This is a genomic window from Anaerococcus obesiensis ph10 (assembly GCF_000311745.1).
Lineage (GTDB): Bacteria > Bacillota > Clostridia > Tissierellales > Peptoniphilaceae > Anaerococcus > Anaerococcus vaginalis.
On record NZ_HE978532.1, the window covers coordinates 433772 to 451992 of the forward strand.

The following is an 18221-nucleotide window of genomic DNA, read 5'->3' on the forward strand; positions in this document are numbered from 1 at the left end:
TCCTAATAATCTTTTTCTAATGAATTTAATATTTTATCAAATAAATCTTTATCTTTTTTGACAGTTTTTTCGCTTAGAAAGGAGCTTATATCTTTTTTATCACATATACCTATTTCTCTAAATTTCATAAAATGGTTTGGTGTTAGTGATGTTTGATTGCATCCTTCTATTTTTTTTGTTGATAGGCTAAAACTTATGGGAAGGTTTGTTCCTATTCCTACTGAACCTAAACCAGTTGGTGAGTTCACCAAAACTCTTGCTACAGGTTTTTTTTCTATAAATTGTTCAATTACATATGCATCGTCAGAATATATTGAAAGGCTTTGACCTTTTTTGTCGTTTAAAATTAATTCAACGCATTTTTCACAAGCATTCAACCAATCATTTTCTATATATAAAGAAACTATAGGATTATATTTTTCTTTTGAATAAGGACTTTTTTCTGATACATATGGTTTTGTAACCACTAGAATTTTTGTATCTGAATTAACTTTTATTCCTGCAATTTCGGCGATTTGCCTTGCACTTCTTCCTATAAGTTCCTTTCTGCAATTATGGTCTTGATCATATAATATTTTTTCAAGTTTTATATGTTCGTCTTTGCTTAGAAAAAATGCTCCATATTCTTTAAATTTTTCTACAACCTTTTCATAAGCATTTTCTTCTACTACTATTGATTGCTCTACTCCTGGCAAAAGTCCGTTATTAAATGTTTTTGAATTTATAACTTCACAACTTGCCTTATCTATATCACAATCTTTGTCGATAAATACTATGTTATTTCCTATTTCCGCTTTAAAAATTTGAGCCTTATCGTTTTGGATTTTTCTTTTGTTTTCGCTTAGAAGATTTTCCAATATGAATGAAACTTTTTCACTTTCATATAAGGTTTTTTCTCCTAAGTCAGAGTTATAGGTTAAAATATCTAAAAAACCTCTTGGATAAAAATTTTCTTTTAAGATTTTCTTAATATCTTCAACCATTTTTGTTACAGTCTTTTCACATCGTAAATCACTTACTACAATAAGAGGATTTAAAGCTCTTATTGCAAAATATATGGCTTGAAAACTAGTAAGTGTTGATAGGTATGGGGCTATAAATACAAGACTAACACCTTTTGAAAGAGCTACTTGTCTTGAGTTTTGATTTTTTACTATATCATATATTTGAGGATATGCTTTCAATTCATTTTCCAAATTATCTAAATAATAATTTCCAAGTTTTATCTCATCCTCATATTTTCCATATGATGTTTCTTCAAAAGACATTTTTGCAAGTTGGTCTATGTTAGTTTTGTAATATTGTTTTATTTTTTTAATAGTTCATTTCTTGTTTCTTTGTCAATGTCAAGAAGAATTTCCCTAGAATTTTCTGCCTGTTCTAATAAAATTCTTGCTTGTTGAATCGAAAGAAGATCTGTATCTATTACTTTCATAGTCCACCCCTTAAATCAAATTATCTAAATTATAAATTTCGGTTACTTTCTCTAAATCTGGATGTGGGCTTGGTATTACTAATGACGAGTAAACTTCTGCTCCCATAGCTTCTACTGCCTTAACTCCTGCTTGTACTGCTGATTCAACTGCTGACACATCTCCTTTTACAAGTATTGAAATATATCCACTGGCTACGTTTTCGTAACCAATAATTTCTACACTACCTGCTTTTTCCATTGCATCTGCGGCTTCTAGCACATATACTAAACCGAAAGTTTCTATGCCTCCTAATGCTTGCATCTTTTCTCCTAATCTTCTACTTTATGAACTGAAATTACTTTACTTACATTTGTTACTGGTCGTTTCATAACATTATGAGCTGTTATTTTTCCAATTTTTTCACCTTCAGCTACTCCGGCTTTTACTGCACTCATACATGATGAAACATCTCCTCTTACTATTACAGTAACTAGAGTTGATCCTACGTTTTCATAGGATACAAACTTTACATCTGCTGCTTTTAGCATAGCATCTAATGCCTTTATAGCTGGCAACATACCCAAAGTTTCTATAAGACCTATTGCTTGTGATTCGTATTGCATATTTTCACCTACTTAATATAAGAATTTATAGTATTTTTTTGTTCTTCACTTGCTTTATAATAAACAACTAATTCATCATCTATTAGCATATATGAATCCTCATCTATTAATCCATTTTCTTTAGCCGTCATAAGACTTTCTATTATATTTTCCATTGTAAAAGCCTTGTGATTTTTGAATTCATCTTTTAACGCTTGATAAACATCTTTTGCAGACGCCTTATCCACATTAGTAAAATATTTTAATATTTCATAGTTTAATGGTCTTCTCATTATTTGTTACCTCTTTTAAAATAATCAAGTGGATTTACACTCATTATAAATATTCCTAATGCCATAAGAAGTGATCCTAACCATGCTATTGGCACTATTTCATAACCTGGATTTTTCAAAATTATTCCAAGTATAATCCAACAGAAAAATGGACCCCAGAAAGTATATGTTCCATTGCATGCCATACCTAAAGCTGCTCCGCACATTGAATTTCCTTTATACCAAAAGGCAAATGATATAAATGTAAAAAATCCACTAGCAAATAAAATTAAAATTGTTGGATCAGTAATAGCATTTATGAAAAGACCAGAAATAAGATGTATTCCGCTCCCTTCAATTATTCCAAAAACTGGTAAAACTATTAATAGATTTGCTAATGATGATGTGGTTTGCCTAATAGCTATTCCTATTTCCGAATCAATCATTGAAGTTCCAAATCCAGCTATAACTCCTTCAAGTCCCCATCCAAATGCTGCCACGATTGCAAGGATTATTCCTAAAACCATTCCATCTTTAACCTCTCCAGTAAGACTTGTCGCGCCTATTAAAAGAGACGAAGCTAAGCAAATAACAATTCCTAAAATTGTTCTTGCTGATAATTCTTGCTTTAAGATTATTCTTCCAAGAATTGCTCCAATAGCTACATTAAGACCCGCTATAGGTATAACAACTGGTCCTCCCATTTGAACAGCAAGAATATATGTAACTCCTGCTATCGGCCCTCCGACTATAGCTGCAAATACCATTATCATTCCTGGCTTTGTTTTTAAAGTCTTTATAAAATCTCCAAATTTCCCCTTGATAATTGAATTTGCTAAAGCCCAGATTGCTGATGTTAAATCGTTTATTCCTGTTGCAAGTGTTCCAAGAATAAAAGCCAATGTAATATCTGAAAGTCCAGCTTCACCTGAATACCAAAACTTCCATATTCCATACACTGTGGCTGTAGTTACTAATGCTGTGTAAAGTCCATAATATATACCAGATTGAATACCAATATTTAAACCCTTGCTAAAATACTTTTTATCAAGTTTTTTCTTAGTGGATTCAGCTTTACTAACAGCATCTGAATAATTTTTTGTTTTTTCCACCACTCTATCTCCTTCTTCTTAATTTAAAAACATATAAATGTTTTCCTTGTTTAGATATTAACAATATACCTAACGTAAAAGTCAACTTTTTTTATAAGAACAACGTTTCCAATTGAAATTCTAGCTTTCTTTTGTCATATTTTTATATTTTTCTTTTCTTACATTATCTTTAATCTTAACCTTAGCGTAAAACTTTTTGATTTTTTTTCTATATTTTTTATATATTTTAAATACTTATATATTTATAAATTGATTTTTTAATGTTTTTTGTGAAATCAATTAGATAAATAACTAAAAAATAGCAGAACATACCTATTCTGCTACCATTAGTCTTTATATTTTTTAAGTTTTAAATTTATTAATAATAATCCTTTCTATCCTTATCCACATCCCAATAAATTTCCCTGTATTTACCGTCATAAATTTTTAAAATTTCTGGCATAGAATCGCTCATCTTTTCCATCTTTTTAAATTCCTCATAATCTTTCCAAAACAATTTTCCTTCCCTATTATTTTCAATTAATTTTCCAGAAAAATCATTTGTTTGATACAAAAGTCCAACGTCTTTTTGAAATTCGCCCTTATCATTTGTAAATGCCCAAGTAATTATTCCTACGAATTTTGGATTTTTTATTTCTAAATTTGTTTCCTCTTTTGCCTCTCTTATTACTGAATTTTCAAAAGATTCGTTTTTTTCAACTTTTCCACCTGGAAAAGTGAGGCCCTCCCAGCCATATTTTTTCTTTTTATCTAAAACTAGAACCTTATTATTTTTTTCATCATAAATTTTTACCATATTCATAAGTACAATTTTCATATATACTCCAATCCACAAAAAAAGGAAGCAAGTTTCCCCACTTCCTCTTATATTTATTTTCTTTCTAGTTCAATTTTTACACTTTTATCATTTAATTCGAATTCTTCTGTATCAAGGTCTTTTACTTCCATTGTATCTGCTAAAGTTTCTTTTTTGATTTCTTCTTCAAATTCTTTTAAAGCATTTTTCAATTCATCATCTGCGCTGTAGAAAATATCAATTCTATCTGTAACTTCGTATCCATTATCTTTTCTAAGATTTTGGATTTTTGATACAAATTCTCTTGCATATCCTTCTTTTTTAAGATCTTCTGTGATTTCTGTATCTAAAACTACAAAGACATTTCCATCCATCTCAACATCAAATCCTTCTTTTGCTTGGATTCTTATATCAAGATAATCTTTTTCGACAGTGTATTTTTCTCCATTTATTTCGATTTCTTGTGGAGAATTTTCAACTTTTTCTACAAATTCTTTTGCATCAACACTAGCCAAGAATTTACCAAAGGCTCCTACGTTTTTAGCAAAAATTTGTCCAACTTTTCTGAAATTTGGTTTTAAATAATAATCCATAAAGTCTGAAAGATCGTCTGCAAATTCAACTTCTTTTATATTTAATTCTTCTTTGATTAAACCTGTCAAATCACCGATTGTGTCTTTAAATGATCCATCTACTATTATTTTTTCTAGAGGTTGGCGAACCTTGATTGATTCTTTTTCCCTTGATGCACGACCAAGTGTAACCATTTTTCTTACAAGATCCATTTTCTCTTCTAATTTTTCATCAATTAAATCTTCATTAACTTCATCAAGTTTTTCAACGTGAACTGAAAGTCCGCCTGTTAAATTTCTGTAGATTTCTTCTGAAATAAATGGAGCTATTGGAGCTGTCATTTTAGAAAGACTTACTAAAACATCGTAGCATGTTTTGTAAACTGCTTTTTTGGATTCTGTTAAATCTTCTCTCCAAAATCTCTTTCTATTTCTTCTTATATACCAATTTGATAAGTCTTCTACAACAAAATCATTTACCAAATGAACAACCTTGTTGTAGTCAAAAGATTCCATTTGTTCGTAATAAGCTTTTAATAGTGAATTTAATCTTGAATATAACCACTTGTCGATTTCTTCAAGCTCTACATTTTCAAAATTTTTGATCTCATCAAGTCCAATATTATCTGTATTTGCATAAAGAACAAAGAAATTATAAACATTTTCGATTGTTCTAAAGAAATTATTTTTAACTTCAATTAGACCTTTTTCATCAAATTTTGTTGGAACCCAGCAAGGTGATACATATAATGAATAAAATCTTACAGCATCTGCCCCATATTTATCAAATAATTCGAAAGGATTTAGGGTATTTCCTTTTGATTTTGACATTTTTTGTCCATTTTTATCAACAACCAAGTCATTTACTAATACATTTTTGTATGGTGCTTTTCCTGTAATAATTGTTGAAATAGCCATGAGTGAATAAAACCATCCTCTTGTTTGGTCAATTCCTTCGCAAATGAAATCTGCTGGGAAATAATTTTCTAAATCTTCCCCTTTTTCAAATGGATAATGAACTTGTGAAAATGGCATTGCTCCTGAGTCAAACCAAACGTCAATTACATCTGGAACCCTGTGCATTACTTTTCCACATTCTGGACAAGTTAAAGTTACATCATCAACATAAGGTCTGTGAAGTTCTATATCTTCACTTATATCTTCTCTTGCTTTTTCTGCTAATTCTTTTCTTGAACCAATTGATTCAACATGACCACAATCGTCACATCTCCAAAGATTTAGTGGAGTTCCCCAATATCTTGATCTTGAAATTGCCCAATCTTTTACATTTTCAAGCCAATTTCCAAATCTTTTATCCCCGATTGTTTGTGGATACCAATTAACTTCGTTATTATTTTCAACCATTTTTTCGGAAAGTTTGCTCATTTCTATATACCAAGATGGTTTTGCGTAATAAACAAGCGGAGTTTTACATCTCCAACAGTGAGGATAATTGTGTTCGATTGTTTGTTTTTTATAAACTTTTCCCTCATCTCTTAGATGAATGAAAATTTCTTCGTTTGTATCAAAAATAAATTTGCCCTTCCAAGGAGTTTCTGTAAAACATCCTTCAAGGTCAACTGGTTGAACGAATGGCAAATTATATTTTCTTCCAAGTTGGTAGTCATCTTCTCCAAAAGCTGGAGCTGTGTGAACAATTCCTGTTCCGTCTTCTGCTGAAACATAATCAGCACAAGTTAAGAAAAATGCCTTGCCATCTGGTTTTACATAAGGAAGTAGTTGTTCATATTCAACATACTCAAGATCTTTTCCTTTCATCTCTTCAACAACTTCGTATTCATGATCTGCCATAACTTTTTCAAGCAAAGATTTTGCCAAATAATAATAGCAGCCATCAGTTTTATCATTTACTTTTACATAGCTAAGTTCTGGATGAACAGTTAAAGCTACGTTTGATGGAAGAGTCCATGGAGTTGTTGTCCAAGCTAGGAAATATTCATTGTCAGCATCTTTTTTCTTAAATTTACAAATTAAAGTTATGGCCTTATCCATTTGATAGCCTTGAGCAACTTCGTGACTTGCAAGACCTGTACCACATCTCGGACAATATGGCATAACTTTTGCGCCTTCATAAATTAATCCTTTTTTGAAAGCCTCATTTAATAGCCACCATTCAGTTTCTATATAATCATTGTCCAAAGTTATGTAAGGATTGTCCATATCGTAAAGAAAAGCCATCCTGTCTGACATATCTCTCCACATATCAGAATATTTAAAAACAGAATCCTTACATTTTTGGTTGAATTTTTCAACGCCGTATTTTTCTATTTGATCTTTTTCTGTAAAGCCTAATTCTTTTTCAACTTCGATTTCAACAGGAAGTCCGTGTGTATCCCATCCAGCTTTTTTCAAAACCTTAAAGCCCATCATATTTTTATATCTTGAAGTCATATCCTTCAAGGTTCTTGCTATAACGTGATGGATTCCTGGTTTTCCATTTGCAGTTGGAGGGCCATCAAAAATTATATATTCGTCTGCATCTTCTCTTGTTGTAAAAGTCTTATCCAACAGGTCAATTTCTTGCCAATATTTGGAAAGATCAAGTTCTCTTTGTTTAGTATTTTTTGTATCTAGTGATTTAAAACTTGCCATAATTCCCTTTCTTTCTTATAAATTTTCTTTTAAAATAAATTATAATAAAAAAACGCCCCCAGAAGGGACGGTCCACCCAAAAATTGAGTATGAAGTTAACGCCTATCTTACGTAATAAACTAATTTTTTCATTTATTAAGCTAAAAGATGATCTTCATAATAAAAAATTCATAGCCACTTTCACCTAAAGGCCTCTCTGTAAATTATTTTTTAAAACTACTCTTCTTTTAATTGCCTATATCTACTGACTAATTTACTATTTTTAAAGGAAAAAGTCAAATTGCTTTTTATTTAAAAAAATATATATTTATAAAACCATAAAAAGAGTTCCTGCTGTAATTAAAATACATCCAATAATAGATTTTGCCGTAAATTCTTCGCCCAAAAATAAAAATGCAAGAATCAAAGTTAAAACCACACTCATTTTATCAATCGGAACAACCTTTGAAGCATTTCCATATTTTAAGGCTCCATAATAACAAAGCCAACTAAGTCCAGTTGCAAGACCTGATAAAATTAAAAATATCCAGGATTTTTTGCTAATATTATAAATTCCAGAAAATGAAGAAGTAATAAAAACCATGCCCCAGCTCATTATTAAAACTACAAAAGTCCTGATTGCAGTTGCAAGATTTGAATTTACCCCTTCAATTCCAACTTTTGCCAAAATTGAAGTAAGAGCTGCAAAAATTGATGAAAAAATCGCAAGTAAAAGCCACATAATATCTCCCTTATTTATGAATTTTAAGCTTAAATTTATCAATAGAAAAATTATCCCAGCTATCAACATTAGAAATTTCTAGGGCTTTTTCTAGCATTTTTATATCAGAATCAAAGTCTTTTCTATAGACATAATAGTTTTCTTCCATAAAAGAAAGCATTATTCCATCATAATCTTTGAAATCTTCAATAAATCTAAGTTTTTCTACATCAAAATATTCAAAAACTTTTATCTCTAAATGTTTTAAATTTTCTTTTCTAATTGGATTAAATTTTAGATCAAAAAATCCTGCATTTACTGCCTCATAAACTATATCAAGTCCTAAATTTTTTCTAGTTGGAAAAATTGAGCCAGAAATTCCTTTTAGTCTTCCATCAATTTTCACTTCAACTCTTATCCCATTTAATTTATTTTCAAATTTTTTATCAAAATTCCTAAGATACGTTTTATTTTCCAAATAATATTTAATTGCATCATAAGCAAGTTTTACATAATCATCCATTTTGAAATTCTTTCTTTATTTTAATTTTCAATTTTTATTTCCTTTTACTCTATTAATTTACCCAATTTATAGATAAATTAATTGAAAATGGGTAAACTAATAGGAAGAGAAAAAATTTTAGTTAATAAATAAACAAAAGGAGAAAATAAATGTACGATTATTTAATTGTTGGAAATGGAATAGCAGGTCAAAAGGCTGCTGAAACTATTCGAAAAAAAGAAGAAAATTCTTCTATTATTATAATTTCAAAATCAGCAAAACACACTTATTGGAGAACAAAATTATCTGAGCTTATTGCAAAAGATTTTACAGATGATGAAATTTTGGTAAAAAAACCTGAATGGTACGAAAAAAATAATATAGAAGAAAAGCTTGAATGTGAAGTAGAAAAACTTGACCTTGAAAATAAAAAGGCAATTTTAAAAAATGGGGAAGAAATTGAATATAAAAAAGCCCTTATAGCAACAGGATCTCATCCATTTGTGCCACCAATAAAAAATATTGACGCTGATGGAGTTTTTGCAATTAGAAGTGTTGAAGATTTAAATTCTTTCAAAAACCACATCAAGGAAAACAAGAAAGTTGTAGTAATTGGTGGGGGACTTTTGGGACTTGAAGCTGCTTTTTCTGTAAAAAATACAGGTTGCGAAGTCCTTGTTATTGAAACTTTTGACTATATTTTAGGAAAACAACTTGATAATGAACTTTCCAAAAAGTTAGAAAAAGAATTAAATGACGCAGGAATCAAAACTTCTACAGGAAAAAATACTGCAGAAATTTTAGAAAAAGATGGTAAAGTTTGTGGAATAAAACTTGAAGATGGAGAAGAAATCGAAGCAAATACAATTTTGGTTCAAACTGGTGTGAGAAATAATCTAGAACTTGCAGAAAAATCTGGACTTGAAATTGAACGTGGAATCCTTGTAAATGAAAATTTAAAAACAAGTGATGATAATGTATATGCAGCAGGAGACTGTATGCAATTAGGACAAGCTACAATCGGTCTTTGGACAGCATCAATGGAAATGGGAGAAATTGCAGGAAGCAATATGACAGGAGATAACAAAACCTACCAAACACCAAAACCATTTTCATCCCTACTTCTTGGAGATATAAAACTATTTTCAGCAGGCTTAAATTCAGGCGAAGCAATAGAAGAAATCAAAAAAGAAGACGGAGAAAAAGTCTACAAATTATTCAAAAAAGGCGAAGATTTTGTAGGAGGCATCCTCTACAAAGACATAAAATTCCAAAATGACGTTAAAAAAATAGTATTCGAAAAAGAAGATCCAAAAAATACAAAACTTGGAAAAGAAATTTTTAGGATGTAAAAATAAAGCTCTTGGCTAACCCAAGAGCTTTTTTAATTTTCTATATTTTTAATAGGATTTGCTTCATATACAAAAATCATCGAATCAAAAATTTCTTTTGGAGAATTTTCTATTCTATATGAGTATGGGATAAATTTCATTACCCAAGTGTAGCCTTCGCCTAATGAGCCCATTTTTATTTTTGAATCTAAGAGATTTTTACAATCTCCATCTTTTACTTTTGAAAAATCTAAATAATAGGAATTTTTATAATTTTTTGCCTGGTAGGCAAAAGGATCTGCTGATATAAATTTTTGTATTGTCCTTTGATTTTTTTGCATAGTTTTTATATTTACCTTTGTTTTATAAAAATCTGTTCCTATTGGAAAATATGATTTTTTATATTTTTCCAGTAAATTTTCTCCCATATTTTTATACATTGGTTCCTTTTTTCCAATATGGCCATTGTGGCCTGCTATCATTATTCTTGAATTTTTTTCGTAATCTTTTATCCAAGAAATATTTTCTGCCATTTTTTCATCTCTATATTCACTTGATTTTACATAATCATCAACCATTTTATAATATGGAAAACTTGATAGAATATTTTCTATAAGTCTTTTTTCTTTGGTATTTTTTTCAAGTTTTTCATTTAATTTTTTAAATTTTCTTCCAAGACTTTCATCTTTGGATCTTTGATTGAAATATTATCTTTTTCTAAGACATCCAGACTTTTTATATCAAAATCTATATTTTCTTTTTTTACAAAATCTTTTAAAAGTTTTACGGAATTTTCTGGATTTTGCATATCAAAACCGTAAAAGGAAATTTTTTGGTCGTGATTTTGGTTGTATTTTTTTATCCAATTTATTAAATCATTCATCTGATTTGTATGATAGATTGTAAAGGAGAAAATTTTTGATGGATTTTTTTGAAATTTTCCTGATTTTACATAAGAATCTATTTCCATCCCTTCTGAAAAATCACATTCCAAGGCAAAGGCTCTAACATTTGCATCTTTTACTAATTTTTTTAATATGTCTAATTTTAATTCTTGAAATTCTTTGTTACCATGTGTAGCTTCTCCAAGACCAATGATTTCTACTTGGTCATCAATCTTTATATCTTCTATTTTTTGAGCATATTTTCCCAAATCTGAAATTTCTTTTTTGGCTTTAAATTCCGGAATTTTTGTCCACAAAAATATAAACAAAAATCCTAATATTGAAATTGAAATTATTATATATAGAAGAATTTTAAATATTTTTTTCATTTTTACTCCTTATTTAATTTTCCCATCTCAAAATATATTGGTAAGGTTATTCTAAATATCATTATATAAATTAATGAGAAAATTATTATACAAATCGCTTCTATTTCTATAAATCTTCTAAGCTCAAGCATGGCAAACATTTGAATCATGCCAAAGGCAAGTTTTGACGCGATTAAAATATGGATTATTGAAATTATTAGTGGACCAAAAAATGTAAAATAGTTTTGTTTTTTGACTGATTTTTTTATTTCTTTTTTGCTCATTCCCACTTTTTGTAATATTTTTATATTTCTTCCATCTTCAAGACCTTCTGCGGCTTGTTTGTAATAAATTACAATTATGGTTGAGATTAAAAATACTAGGGCTAAAATAAGAACAACAATATAGGCTCCCGTGTGAATTTTATCAAATTCCATCCTGTTTTCTATGGAATTTTTAACTAAAATTTCATCTGTATCAGATATATTTTTATTTAATGTATTTGCCATCTCATCAATATTTTTTTGATTTTTTTCTTTTAGGTCAAAATACGTTCCTGATACACTAGGGAAAATCTTATTATTTTTGCCATCAGATATTTTTTTTGAAAATTCATCCAAATCATCTACAACTACAAGAATATTGTGAAAAAGACTTGTCGTAGGATCCATTAAGACATAGGAAATGTTTTTTGCATTTTCTTTTACTTTCAAATTTTGATTTTCTAAAGAAATTTTTCCGTATTTTTTTGCTTTGGAATCAAAAACTATAGCCTCATCCTTTTTAAGAGAAATATTTGTCTTATTTGCCATATTAAAGGATTTTATATCTGTTATGGATATAATTTTTGTTTTATCATCCATTATTGTTTTTCTTAAATCATCATCTTCCAGTATAGAAAATTTTCCAGGTGATTTTTCACTAACTACAAGACCTTTTCTTTTAAATTCTCCAAGATTTTTTATTTTTTCTTTGTCTATATTTTTTTCAAGGAAATTTTTTGTATATTTTTCACTTTCCTTATCATTTTCTTGGTATTGGATCAAAAAATCACTTGGAGCAATCCTATCTAATAAATCATTTTTCCCAACAAACATGGCACTCATTACAACAAAACTCAAAAGAAAAAGTGAAGAGATAATTGTAATTGATGAAAGAGCCATGGCAGATTCCTTGCTTCTTTTGATAAGCTCACCTATAAAGGTCATATTTGTGCCCTTATAATAAATTTTTTTATTTTTTCTAATTGCTTTTAAAATCCAAATCACAAGAGACCTGAAGAAAAAATATGTTCCAATTATTACGGCTATACTTGCTGGTAAAAATCTTGGAAGAGCTTGAAATATTCCCCCATCAATTGAAAGGGCTGTATAATAGCCATATCCAATCAAAATTATGGCTAAAATCATAGAAATAATATTTGCCCTTGGCTCTTTTTCTCCTTTTTGGGAAAGTTTTGAAAGCTCAATTGGATTTGTTTTTCTAATTGAATTTAAACTTATCAAAGTTATTAAAATAAAGATTGTGGCAAAAATCATAAGTCCCAAAGCTAACTTAGAAAAATTTATAGAAAGTTTAATTTGAGTTTGAATTTTTAAAATTCTTGCCACCAAATTTATAAAAAGAGGTCCCAAAAGAATTGTAAAAAATGTTCCAATTATCAAGACTAAAATTCCAAGAATTAAATTTTCTATAATCAAAATTTTTCTCAAAGATTTTTTGTCCATTCCAAGTCCATACAAAAGTCCCAATTCCTTGTAGCGATTTTTGACAATGGTTTTTGCCATGTAGACAAGAAAAATCAGAGAAAAAATAGCCACAATCCATGAACCCATTTCCAAAAGAGTTTTTATGATTTCGCTTCCCCTGGAGTCTAGAATAAATTTTTCACTTTTTAAATCTATTAAAAGATTAAAAATGAAAAGCATAAAACTTGATGCCAAAATGTAAGGAAAATACAAAAATTTATTATTTTTTATTCCCCTTGTCGCCATTTTAAAATTAAGCTTGTTCAAATCCCTCACCTCCAGATAAAATCATCATTTGAGATTTGACCAATTTTTCATACATTTGGTCATTGGTCCTATCTCCCTTATAAAGGTCATAGAAAATTTTCCCATCTTTTATAAATAAAACCCTAGAGGCCCTTGCAGCAGCCATGGTTGAATGAGTTACCATAAGAATTGTTTGCCCATTTTTGTTTATTTTTTCAAAAATATTTAAAAGCTCCATTGATGAATTCGAATCCAAGGCTCCTGTTGGCTCATCTGCCAGTAAAATTTTTGGATTTGTAATAAGAGATCTTGCAACGGCAACTCTTTGTTTTTGTCCTCCGGAAATTTGATAAGGAAATTTATCCAAAAGATTTTCAATTTTTAAGGCACTTGCAATAGGAGCTAATTTTTCTTCCATAATTTTGTATTTTTCATTTGCCAAAACCAAAGGCAAAAATATATTGTCCCTGTTGTTTAAAGAAGATAAAAGCGAAAAATATTGGTAGACAAAGCCCAATTTTTCCCTCCTAAACTTTGCCCTTTCCTTATCACTTTTATTTTTTGTATTTTCACCAGACAAAATCACATCTCCAGAAGTTTCTTTATCCAAAGTTGCAATCAAATTTAAAAGAGTAGACTTTCCAGACCCACTCTCGCCCATTATGGCAACAAATTCGCCCTCTTCAACATCAAAATTAATATCTTTTAAGGCAACAACCTCTGTATTTTTATCTTCACTATTATAAACTTTTCTTAAATTTTTAACTTCTAATATATTCATATATTCCTCCTGAGTCTATATTACAAAAAATAAAAGAAAAAATCCCTAATCTAAACTTACAATTTTTCCCCTAAACTTACATATTGTAAGATTAAAAAAATCGGCAAATGCCGATTTATACTGTTGATAAAGTATTCAAATCCTCATGCTAAGAATATCATACGTAAAAAATTGATTTGATTTCAAATTTAAAAATTCGTCAAAAATCGCACTGTTCGAGCGAACGCGAGTTTGCGATTTTAGAATTTTAAAATTTAGAAATCAACAATTTTTGTAGTCAGATATTCGTGCTTGAGGATTTGTTTACTTATAATATATACAAAAACCCCAATTAATTTTCAATAATATCAGCCTTTTTAAGATTAAGCGAAAAAACAGTCCCCTCTTTCTCCTTCGAATCAATCTTATAAGCATATCCAAGCTTTTTTAAAATATCATTTACCAAAAAAAGTCCTATGCCAGTTGAATTTGCATCTCTTTTATCACTATCTCCACTAAATCCAAATTTATTAATATTTTTCAAATCCTCTTTTTTAATACCAATTCCAGAATCTTCAATTTTTAAAATAAAATCATGGTAGGATATTTTTATATATCCCTTGTCTGTGTATTTTATAGCATTAAACAAAACCTGCTCAAGGACAAATCCCAGCCATTTTGGATCTGAAACTATATTTTCATCTTCTATATCAAGAATTAATTTTAAATTTTTATGGATAAAAAAACTCCTATATCTTTTTACAATATCTTTAATAAGCTTTTCAATAGAAAAAGATTTAAAAGAATAATCCAGACTATCCTGACCTAATTTTATAAAGGACAAAATCGATGCAATATAATCGTCAATCCTTATTAGTTCTCTTTTTATATCATAATTTTCTTCCCTTTCGCTAATCAAAGAAATACTTGAAAGGGGTGTTTTTATTTGATGGGTCCAAATTGTCAAAAGATTTTCCAAATCATTTTGCCTTAGTTTACTAGAAATTCTAAGATTTTCTATTTCTTTTTCCTTACTTTCAAAAATTTCTTTCAAATGCCTTTCATAAAGATTTTTCTCAAAAAAAGAAAAAGAATTTTTTTCCAAACACTTTTTTACTTTAAAAAATCTAAAAATTCCTATAAATAAAAAAATAAAAAATAAAATTAATAAGCAATAGGAAAAAATCCTAAAATCTATAGGAAAGGCAAAAGAAAATATTAAAGATGAGATAAGAAAAATAAAAAAGGAGAAAATATAAGCCCTATTAATGCTAAAAAATAATTTAAAATTTTTCATTTTATAAAATATCCCACTCCCTTTTTTGTTTGAATAAAATCATCTAAAGAAAGATTTTTCAATTTTTTCCTAAGCCTGTTGATATTTACAGTCAAAGTATTATCATCAATAAAAGAATCAGTCGCCCAAAGTTTATCCATAATAGCTTCTCTCGAAATAATTTTTTCAGGTTTTTCCATAAGGATTTCCAAAATCAAAAATTCATTTTTAGAAAGATTTATTTCCTTGTCATTAATTTTTAAAATCATCTTATCCTTAATCAAAGAAATATTTTTATAAGAAAGGTTTAAATTTTTCCCAGAAAAATCATAAGACCTTCTAAGAAGGGCCTTGATTTTCATATTTAAAACTTGCATAGAAAAAGGCTTTGAAATAAAATCATCTGCCCCATAATTTATAGCATTAATTAAATTTATATCATCAGCCGCACTGGTTAGAAAAATTATAGGAAGATTTGAAATTTCCCTAATTTTCTCACACCAATAAAATCCATTTTCAAAAGGAAGTTTCAAATCCATCAAAACAAGCTTATAATCTCTTTTTTGAAATTCATCCAAAATATTAGAAAAATCATTTGGAACAAAACACTTATATCCCAAAAGCTCAAGCTGAAAACAAAGCTCCTCACAAATTTTTTTATCATCTTCAACAATAAATATATCCATAATAACTCCTTAAAATTATTATAATAGATTTTTTAGTTTTTGAAAATTTTCACAAAAAAAGAAGCCGCTGGGCTTCTTTTAATTATTTTTTAAAAAGTATATCAAAAGATTTTTCTTCTAATTTTTCTCCAATAAATATCAAAGAATTTGTAAAAGATTCTCCTTCGTATTTTTCTACTGAAAATTTATTATCGACAACATCAACTTTAACTTTTTTATTTTCTACATTTACAAGACCTTTTGCCCTAATTAATTTTCCAAACCTATTTTGGCAAACTGCATTGAAATTTGTCCCAAGTTCATTGAAATCTTTGAAAACTACATTTTCATATACCAAATTATCAAGGTGTAAATGTTTATAGTCCCCTCTTATTAGAGATTCCTTATCATATTCCCCAATAAGAGAGTCCCATTCTTTTTTGTCAAAATCATTGTAGTGGCTGGTAAAAACTTTTGCTTTTGTTAAGTCTTCAAGTTTTTTTACTTCTTTTTCGATTTTTTCTGTACTTATATTTTCAGTTTTTGATAATAGTATATAGGATGAATTTTGGATTTGATCTAGGAAAAGTTCTTTATATTCTCCCATAATCTTATCTATACTGTAATAGTCAACTATGGCTATTGGTTTTAAAATTTTAATTTTTTCATATTCAATTGGACTAATATTTTCAATTATTTTAGAAAGATAGCCCAAACCTGTTGGCTCTATTATCAAATATTCTGGATTTATTGTATTTTCTATACTCATAACCGTTGTTGCAAAATCTTTTTGTTTTGAACAACAAATACATCCTTCTTCCAAGGATAAAATTTCTTTTCCTGTATTTTTTAATAAGTCTTTATCTACATTTGCCTTGGCATAATCATTTTCTAAAATTACTGCATCATCCAATTTTTTTGACAATTTTTCTATAAAGGTTGTTTTTCCACTTCCCAAAAATCCTGATACTATTATTATTTTCATCTAATCTTCCATTAAATCTTCTGCTACAATTACAACTGGTTTAATTAAATCTTTTGGTTTATCTTTCATTAAGTATAATGCTTTTTCAACATTTTCAAATCCGTTGAATTTATGGGTAACAAGTTTTGAAAGATCTAATTTTCCACAAGAAACAAGTTTAGCAAGTTTTTCCATTCTGAGTCTTCCACCTGGTGTTAGGCCTCCATTAATTGCCTTGTGGCCCATTCCAACTCCCCATTCAACTCTAGGAATTTTGATATATTCTCCTCCGTCAAGGTAGTTTACATTACCAATTTTTGCACCTGGTTTCATAGCTTTGATTGCTTCTTCAAAAGTATCAACTGTTCCACCAGCAATTATAACTCTATCAACGCCCTTACCATTTGTAAGTTTTAAAACTTGTTCAGAAATTGATCCGTCTTTGTAAGAAATTATATCTGTTGCTCCATAAAATTTAGCAGCTTCAACGCAATTTGGACGAGTTCCTACTGCATAAATTCTACTTGCTCCTCTTAGGTTAGCTCCTGCAACTGACATTAAACCAACTGGCCCAATTCCTACTACTAAAACTTCATCTCCAAATTGAACGTCAGCTTGTTCAACTCCGTGGAATCCTGTTGTAACCATGTCTGATAACATTGGAGCTAAAACTGGATCTACTCCTTCAGGAATTAAAGCAAGGTTAGCATCAGCATCATTTACATGGAAAACTTCACCAAATACACCGTCTTTAAAGTTTGAAAATTTCCATCCAGCAAGCATTCCGCCTGAATGCATTGGAAATCCTGCTTGACTTTCAAGAGATGACCAATCTGGAGTAATAGCTGGAACCAAAACCCTGTCCCCTGGTTTAAAATCTTTAACTAATTCTCCAACTTTTACAATTTCTCCTGCAGCCTCATGACCTAAAATCATATCGTGTCTATCTCCGATAGCTCCTTCCCAAACTGTGTGAATATCTGAGCTACATGGAGCTAAAGCTATTGGTTTAACAAGCGCATCTAATGGTCCCATTTCTGGTTCTGGTTTTTCAATCCAACCTGTCTTACCAATTCCCAACATCGCAAACCCTTTCATAGAGTCCTCCTTATTTTTTATTTTTTTATTCTATGTTTTATTTACAATTTAATTTTAATTTATCTTTCAATACTTGTCAATCATTTATCATTTTATTTTTCTATTTTAAATTTTGATGAAAACCATAACTTTAAACTAATTCATAATACTATCATAATAAAATTAAATTTTCACAAATCAAATTTTTATTTTTAATTTTTAAATTATTTTTAAAATTTTTCCTATAAAAAAATAATTGCAGATTAAAAAGAGCAAAAAAATAAGACTGCGTTTGCAGTCTAGACTGTTGACAAAGTA

Annotated in this window: 19 protein-coding genes; 1 reads left to right on the plus strand and 18 read right to left on the minus strand. The window is 29.0% G+C overall.

The features are described from left to right. Positions 1 to 2: 2 nt before the first annotated feature. From HGAG_RS08145 to HGAG_RS08190, 10 genes are all read right to left on the minus strand, one after another. Entirely contained in the window at positions 3 to 1268 is a 1266-nt protein-coding gene (locus tag HGAG_RS08145) for an aldehyde dehydrogenase family protein (RefSeq protein ID WP_019118681.1), read from the minus strand. A 38-nt stretch (positions 1269 to 1306) separates the two neighbouring features. Then, the gene (locus HGAG_RS12320) at positions 1307 to 1435 is read right to left on the minus strand and encodes a hypothetical protein (RefSeq protein ID WP_019118682.1); all 129 of its coding nucleotides are present in this window, start codon (positions 1433 to 1435) and stop codon (positions 1307 to 1309) included. Between the two features lie 10 nt (positions 1436 to 1445). After that, a complete protein-coding gene (locus HGAG_RS08155; protein WP_004839424.1) occupies positions 1446 to 1736 on the minus strand; it encodes a BMC domain-containing protein in 291 nt (96 codons plus the stop codon). Between the two features lie 8 nt (positions 1737 to 1744). Next, on the minus strand, positions 1745 to 2038 hold the full coding sequence (locus HGAG_RS08160) for a BMC domain-containing protein (protein ID WP_004839425.1): 294 nt from the start codon (positions 2036 to 2038) through the stop codon (positions 1745 to 1747). An 8-nt stretch (positions 2039 to 2046) separates the two neighbouring features. Further along, a complete protein-coding gene (locus HGAG_RS08165) occupies positions 2047 to 2310 on the minus strand; it encodes a hypothetical protein (protein ID WP_019118683.1) in 264 nt (87 codons plus the stop codon). Next, positions 2310 to 3404, minus strand: coding sequence for a DMT family transporter (locus tag HGAG_RS08170; protein ID WP_040401662.1), 1095 nt, complete (start codon positions 3402 to 3404; stop codon positions 2310 to 2312). The genes HGAG_RS08165 and HGAG_RS08170 overlap by 1 nt, the downstream gene beginning before the upstream one ends. A 355-nt stretch (positions 3405 to 3759) precedes the next feature. Beyond that, complete coding sequence (locus tag HGAG_RS08175) at positions 3760 to 4218, minus strand: NUDIX domain-containing protein (protein ID WP_019118685.1); 459 nt, start codon at positions 4216 to 4218, stop codon at positions 3760 to 3762. Between the two features lie 53 nt (positions 4219 to 4271). After that, on the minus strand, positions 4272 to 7382 hold the full coding sequence (gene ileS, locus HGAG_RS08180) for an isoleucine--tRNA ligase (protein ID WP_019118686.1): 3111 nt from the start codon (positions 7380 to 7382) through the stop codon (positions 4272 to 4274). A gap of 307 nt (positions 7383 to 7689) precedes the next feature. Further along, the gene (locus HGAG_RS08185) at positions 7690 to 8103 is read right to left on the minus strand and encodes an EamA family transporter (RefSeq protein WP_026074082.1); all 414 of its coding nucleotides are present in this window, start codon (positions 8101 to 8103) and stop codon (positions 7690 to 7692) included. Positions 8104 to 8113: 10 nt separating this feature from the next. Further along, complete coding sequence (locus HGAG_RS08190) at positions 8114 to 8605, minus strand: AMMECR1 domain-containing protein (protein WP_019118688.1); 492 nt, start codon at positions 8603 to 8605, stop codon at positions 8114 to 8116. A 149-nt stretch (positions 8606 to 8754) separates the two neighbouring features. On the opposite strand from HGAG_RS08190, the gene HGAG_RS08195 reads away from it, so the two are divergent. Further along, a complete protein-coding gene (locus HGAG_RS08195) occupies positions 8755 to 9936 on the plus strand; it encodes an NAD(P)/FAD-dependent oxidoreductase (protein WP_019118689.1) in 1182 nt (393 codons plus the stop codon). Between the two features lie 32 nt (positions 9937 to 9968). Here the strand turns inward: HGAG_RS08195 and HGAG_RS12175 are convergent, their stop codons facing one another. From HGAG_RS12175 to HGAG_RS08230, 8 genes are all read right to left on the minus strand, one after another. Next, positions 9969 to 10493, minus strand: coding sequence for an erythromycin esterase family protein (locus HGAG_RS12175; RefSeq protein WP_040401663.1), 525 nt, complete (start codon positions 10491 to 10493; stop codon positions 9969 to 9971). Positions 10494 to 10567: 74 nt separating this feature from the next. Beyond that, positions 10568 to 11188 carry an erythromycin esterase family protein gene (locus tag HGAG_RS12180; RefSeq protein ID WP_244263847.1) on the minus strand — a complete coding sequence of 207 codons (621 nt, stop codon included), beginning with the start codon at positions 11186 to 11188 and terminating at the stop codon, positions 10568 to 10570. 2 nt (positions 11189 to 11190) lie between these two features. Further along, positions 11191 to 13182, minus strand: a complete 1992-nt coding sequence (locus HGAG_RS08205; RefSeq protein WP_019118690.1) for an ABC transporter permease — start codon at positions 13180 to 13182, stop codon at positions 11191 to 11193. Beyond that, on the minus strand, positions 13169 to 13942 hold the full coding sequence (locus tag HGAG_RS08210) for an ABC transporter ATP-binding protein (protein WP_019118691.1): 774 nt from the start codon (positions 13940 to 13942) through the stop codon (positions 13169 to 13171). Before HGAG_RS08210 ends, HGAG_RS08205 begins: the two co-directional genes overlap by 14 nt. Before the next feature lie 331 nt (positions 13943 to 14273). Next, positions 14274 to 15026 carry a sensor histidine kinase gene (locus HGAG_RS08215; RefSeq protein WP_244263848.1) on the minus strand — a complete coding sequence of 251 codons (753 nt, stop codon included), beginning with the start codon at positions 15024 to 15026 and terminating at the stop codon, positions 14274 to 14276. A gap of 188 nt (positions 15027 to 15214) precedes the next feature. Beyond that, positions 15215 to 15883, minus strand: a complete 669-nt coding sequence (locus HGAG_RS08220) for a response regulator transcription factor (protein ID WP_019118693.1) — start codon at positions 15881 to 15883, stop codon at positions 15215 to 15217. A gap of 82 nt (positions 15884 to 15965) precedes the next feature. Continuing rightward, positions 15966 to 16847 (minus strand): GTP-binding protein, encoded by an 882-nt coding sequence (locus HGAG_RS08225; RefSeq protein WP_019118694.1) that lies wholly within the window; start codon positions 16845 to 16847, stop codon positions 15966 to 15968. Then, on the minus strand, positions 16848 to 17924 hold the full coding sequence (locus HGAG_RS08230; RefSeq protein WP_019118695.1) for an NAD(P)-dependent alcohol dehydrogenase: 1077 nt from the start codon (positions 17922 to 17924) through the stop codon (positions 16848 to 16850). Positions 17925 to 18221 lie beyond the last annotated feature (297 nt).

What these genes read in the sequence shown, in the direction of transcription:
- HGAG_RS08220 (WP_019118693.1), bottom strand. Translation starts at nt 15,883, where the DNA reads ATGGATATATTTATTGTTGAAGATGATAAAAAAATTTGTGAGGAGCTT.
- HGAG_RS12320 (WP_019118682.1), bottom strand. Translation starts at nt 1,435, where the DNA reads ATGAAAGTAATAGATACAGATCTTCTTTCGATTCAACAAGCAAGAATT.
- HGAG_RS08160 (WP_004839425.1), bottom strand. Translation starts at nt 2,038, where the DNA reads ATGCAATACGAATCACAAGCAATAGGTCTTATAGAAACTTTGGGTATG.
- HGAG_RS12175 (WP_040401663.1), bottom strand. Translation starts at nt 10,493, where the DNA reads ATGGTTGATGATTATGTAAAATCAAGTGAATATAGAGATGAAAAAATG.
- HGAG_RS08155 (WP_004839424.1), bottom strand. Translation starts at nt 1,736, where the DNA reads ATGCAAGCATTAGGAGGCATAGAAACTTTCGGTTTAGTATATGTGCTA.
- HGAG_RS08230 (WP_019118695.1), bottom strand. Translation starts at nt 17,924, where the DNA reads ATGAAAGGGTTTGCGATGTTGGGAATTGGTAAGACAGGTTGGATTGAA.
- HGAG_RS08225 (WP_019118694.1), bottom strand. Translation starts at nt 16,847, where the DNA reads ATGAAAATAATAATAGTATCAGGATTTTTGGGAAGTGGAAAAACAACC.
- ileS (WP_019118686.1), bottom strand. Translation starts at nt 7,382, where the DNA reads ATGGCAAGTTTTAAATCACTAGATACAAAAAATACTAAACAAAGAGAA.
- HGAG_RS08210 (WP_019118691.1), bottom strand. Translation starts at nt 13,942, where the DNA reads ATGAATATATTAGAAGTTAAAAATTTAAGAAAAGTTTATAATAGTGAA.
- HGAG_RS08145 (WP_019118681.1), bottom strand. Translation starts at nt 1,268, where the DNA reads ATGTCTTTTGAAGAAACATCATATGGAAAATATGAGGATGAGATAAAA.
- HGAG_RS12180 (WP_244263847.1), bottom strand. Translation starts at nt 11,188, where the DNA reads ATGAAAAAAATATTTAAAATTCTTCTATATATAATAATTTCAATTTCA.
- HGAG_RS08190 (WP_019118688.1), bottom strand. Translation starts at nt 8,605, where the DNA reads ATGGATGATTATGTAAAACTTGCTTATGATGCAATTAAATATTATTTG.
- HGAG_RS08175 (WP_019118685.1), bottom strand. Translation starts at nt 4,218, where the DNA reads ATGAAAATTGTACTTATGAATATGGTAAAAATTTATGATGAAAAAAAT.
- HGAG_RS08165 (WP_019118683.1), bottom strand. Translation starts at nt 2,310, where the DNA reads ATGAGAAGACCATTAAACTATGAAATATTAAAATATTTTACTAATGTG.
- HGAG_RS08185 (WP_026074082.1), bottom strand. Translation starts at nt 8,103, where the DNA reads ATGTGGCTTTTACTTGCGATTTTTTCATCAATTTTTGCAGCTCTTACT.
- HGAG_RS08195 (WP_019118689.1), top strand. Translation starts at nt 8,755, where the DNA reads ATGTACGATTATTTAATTGTTGGAAATGGAATAGCAGGTCAAAAGGCT.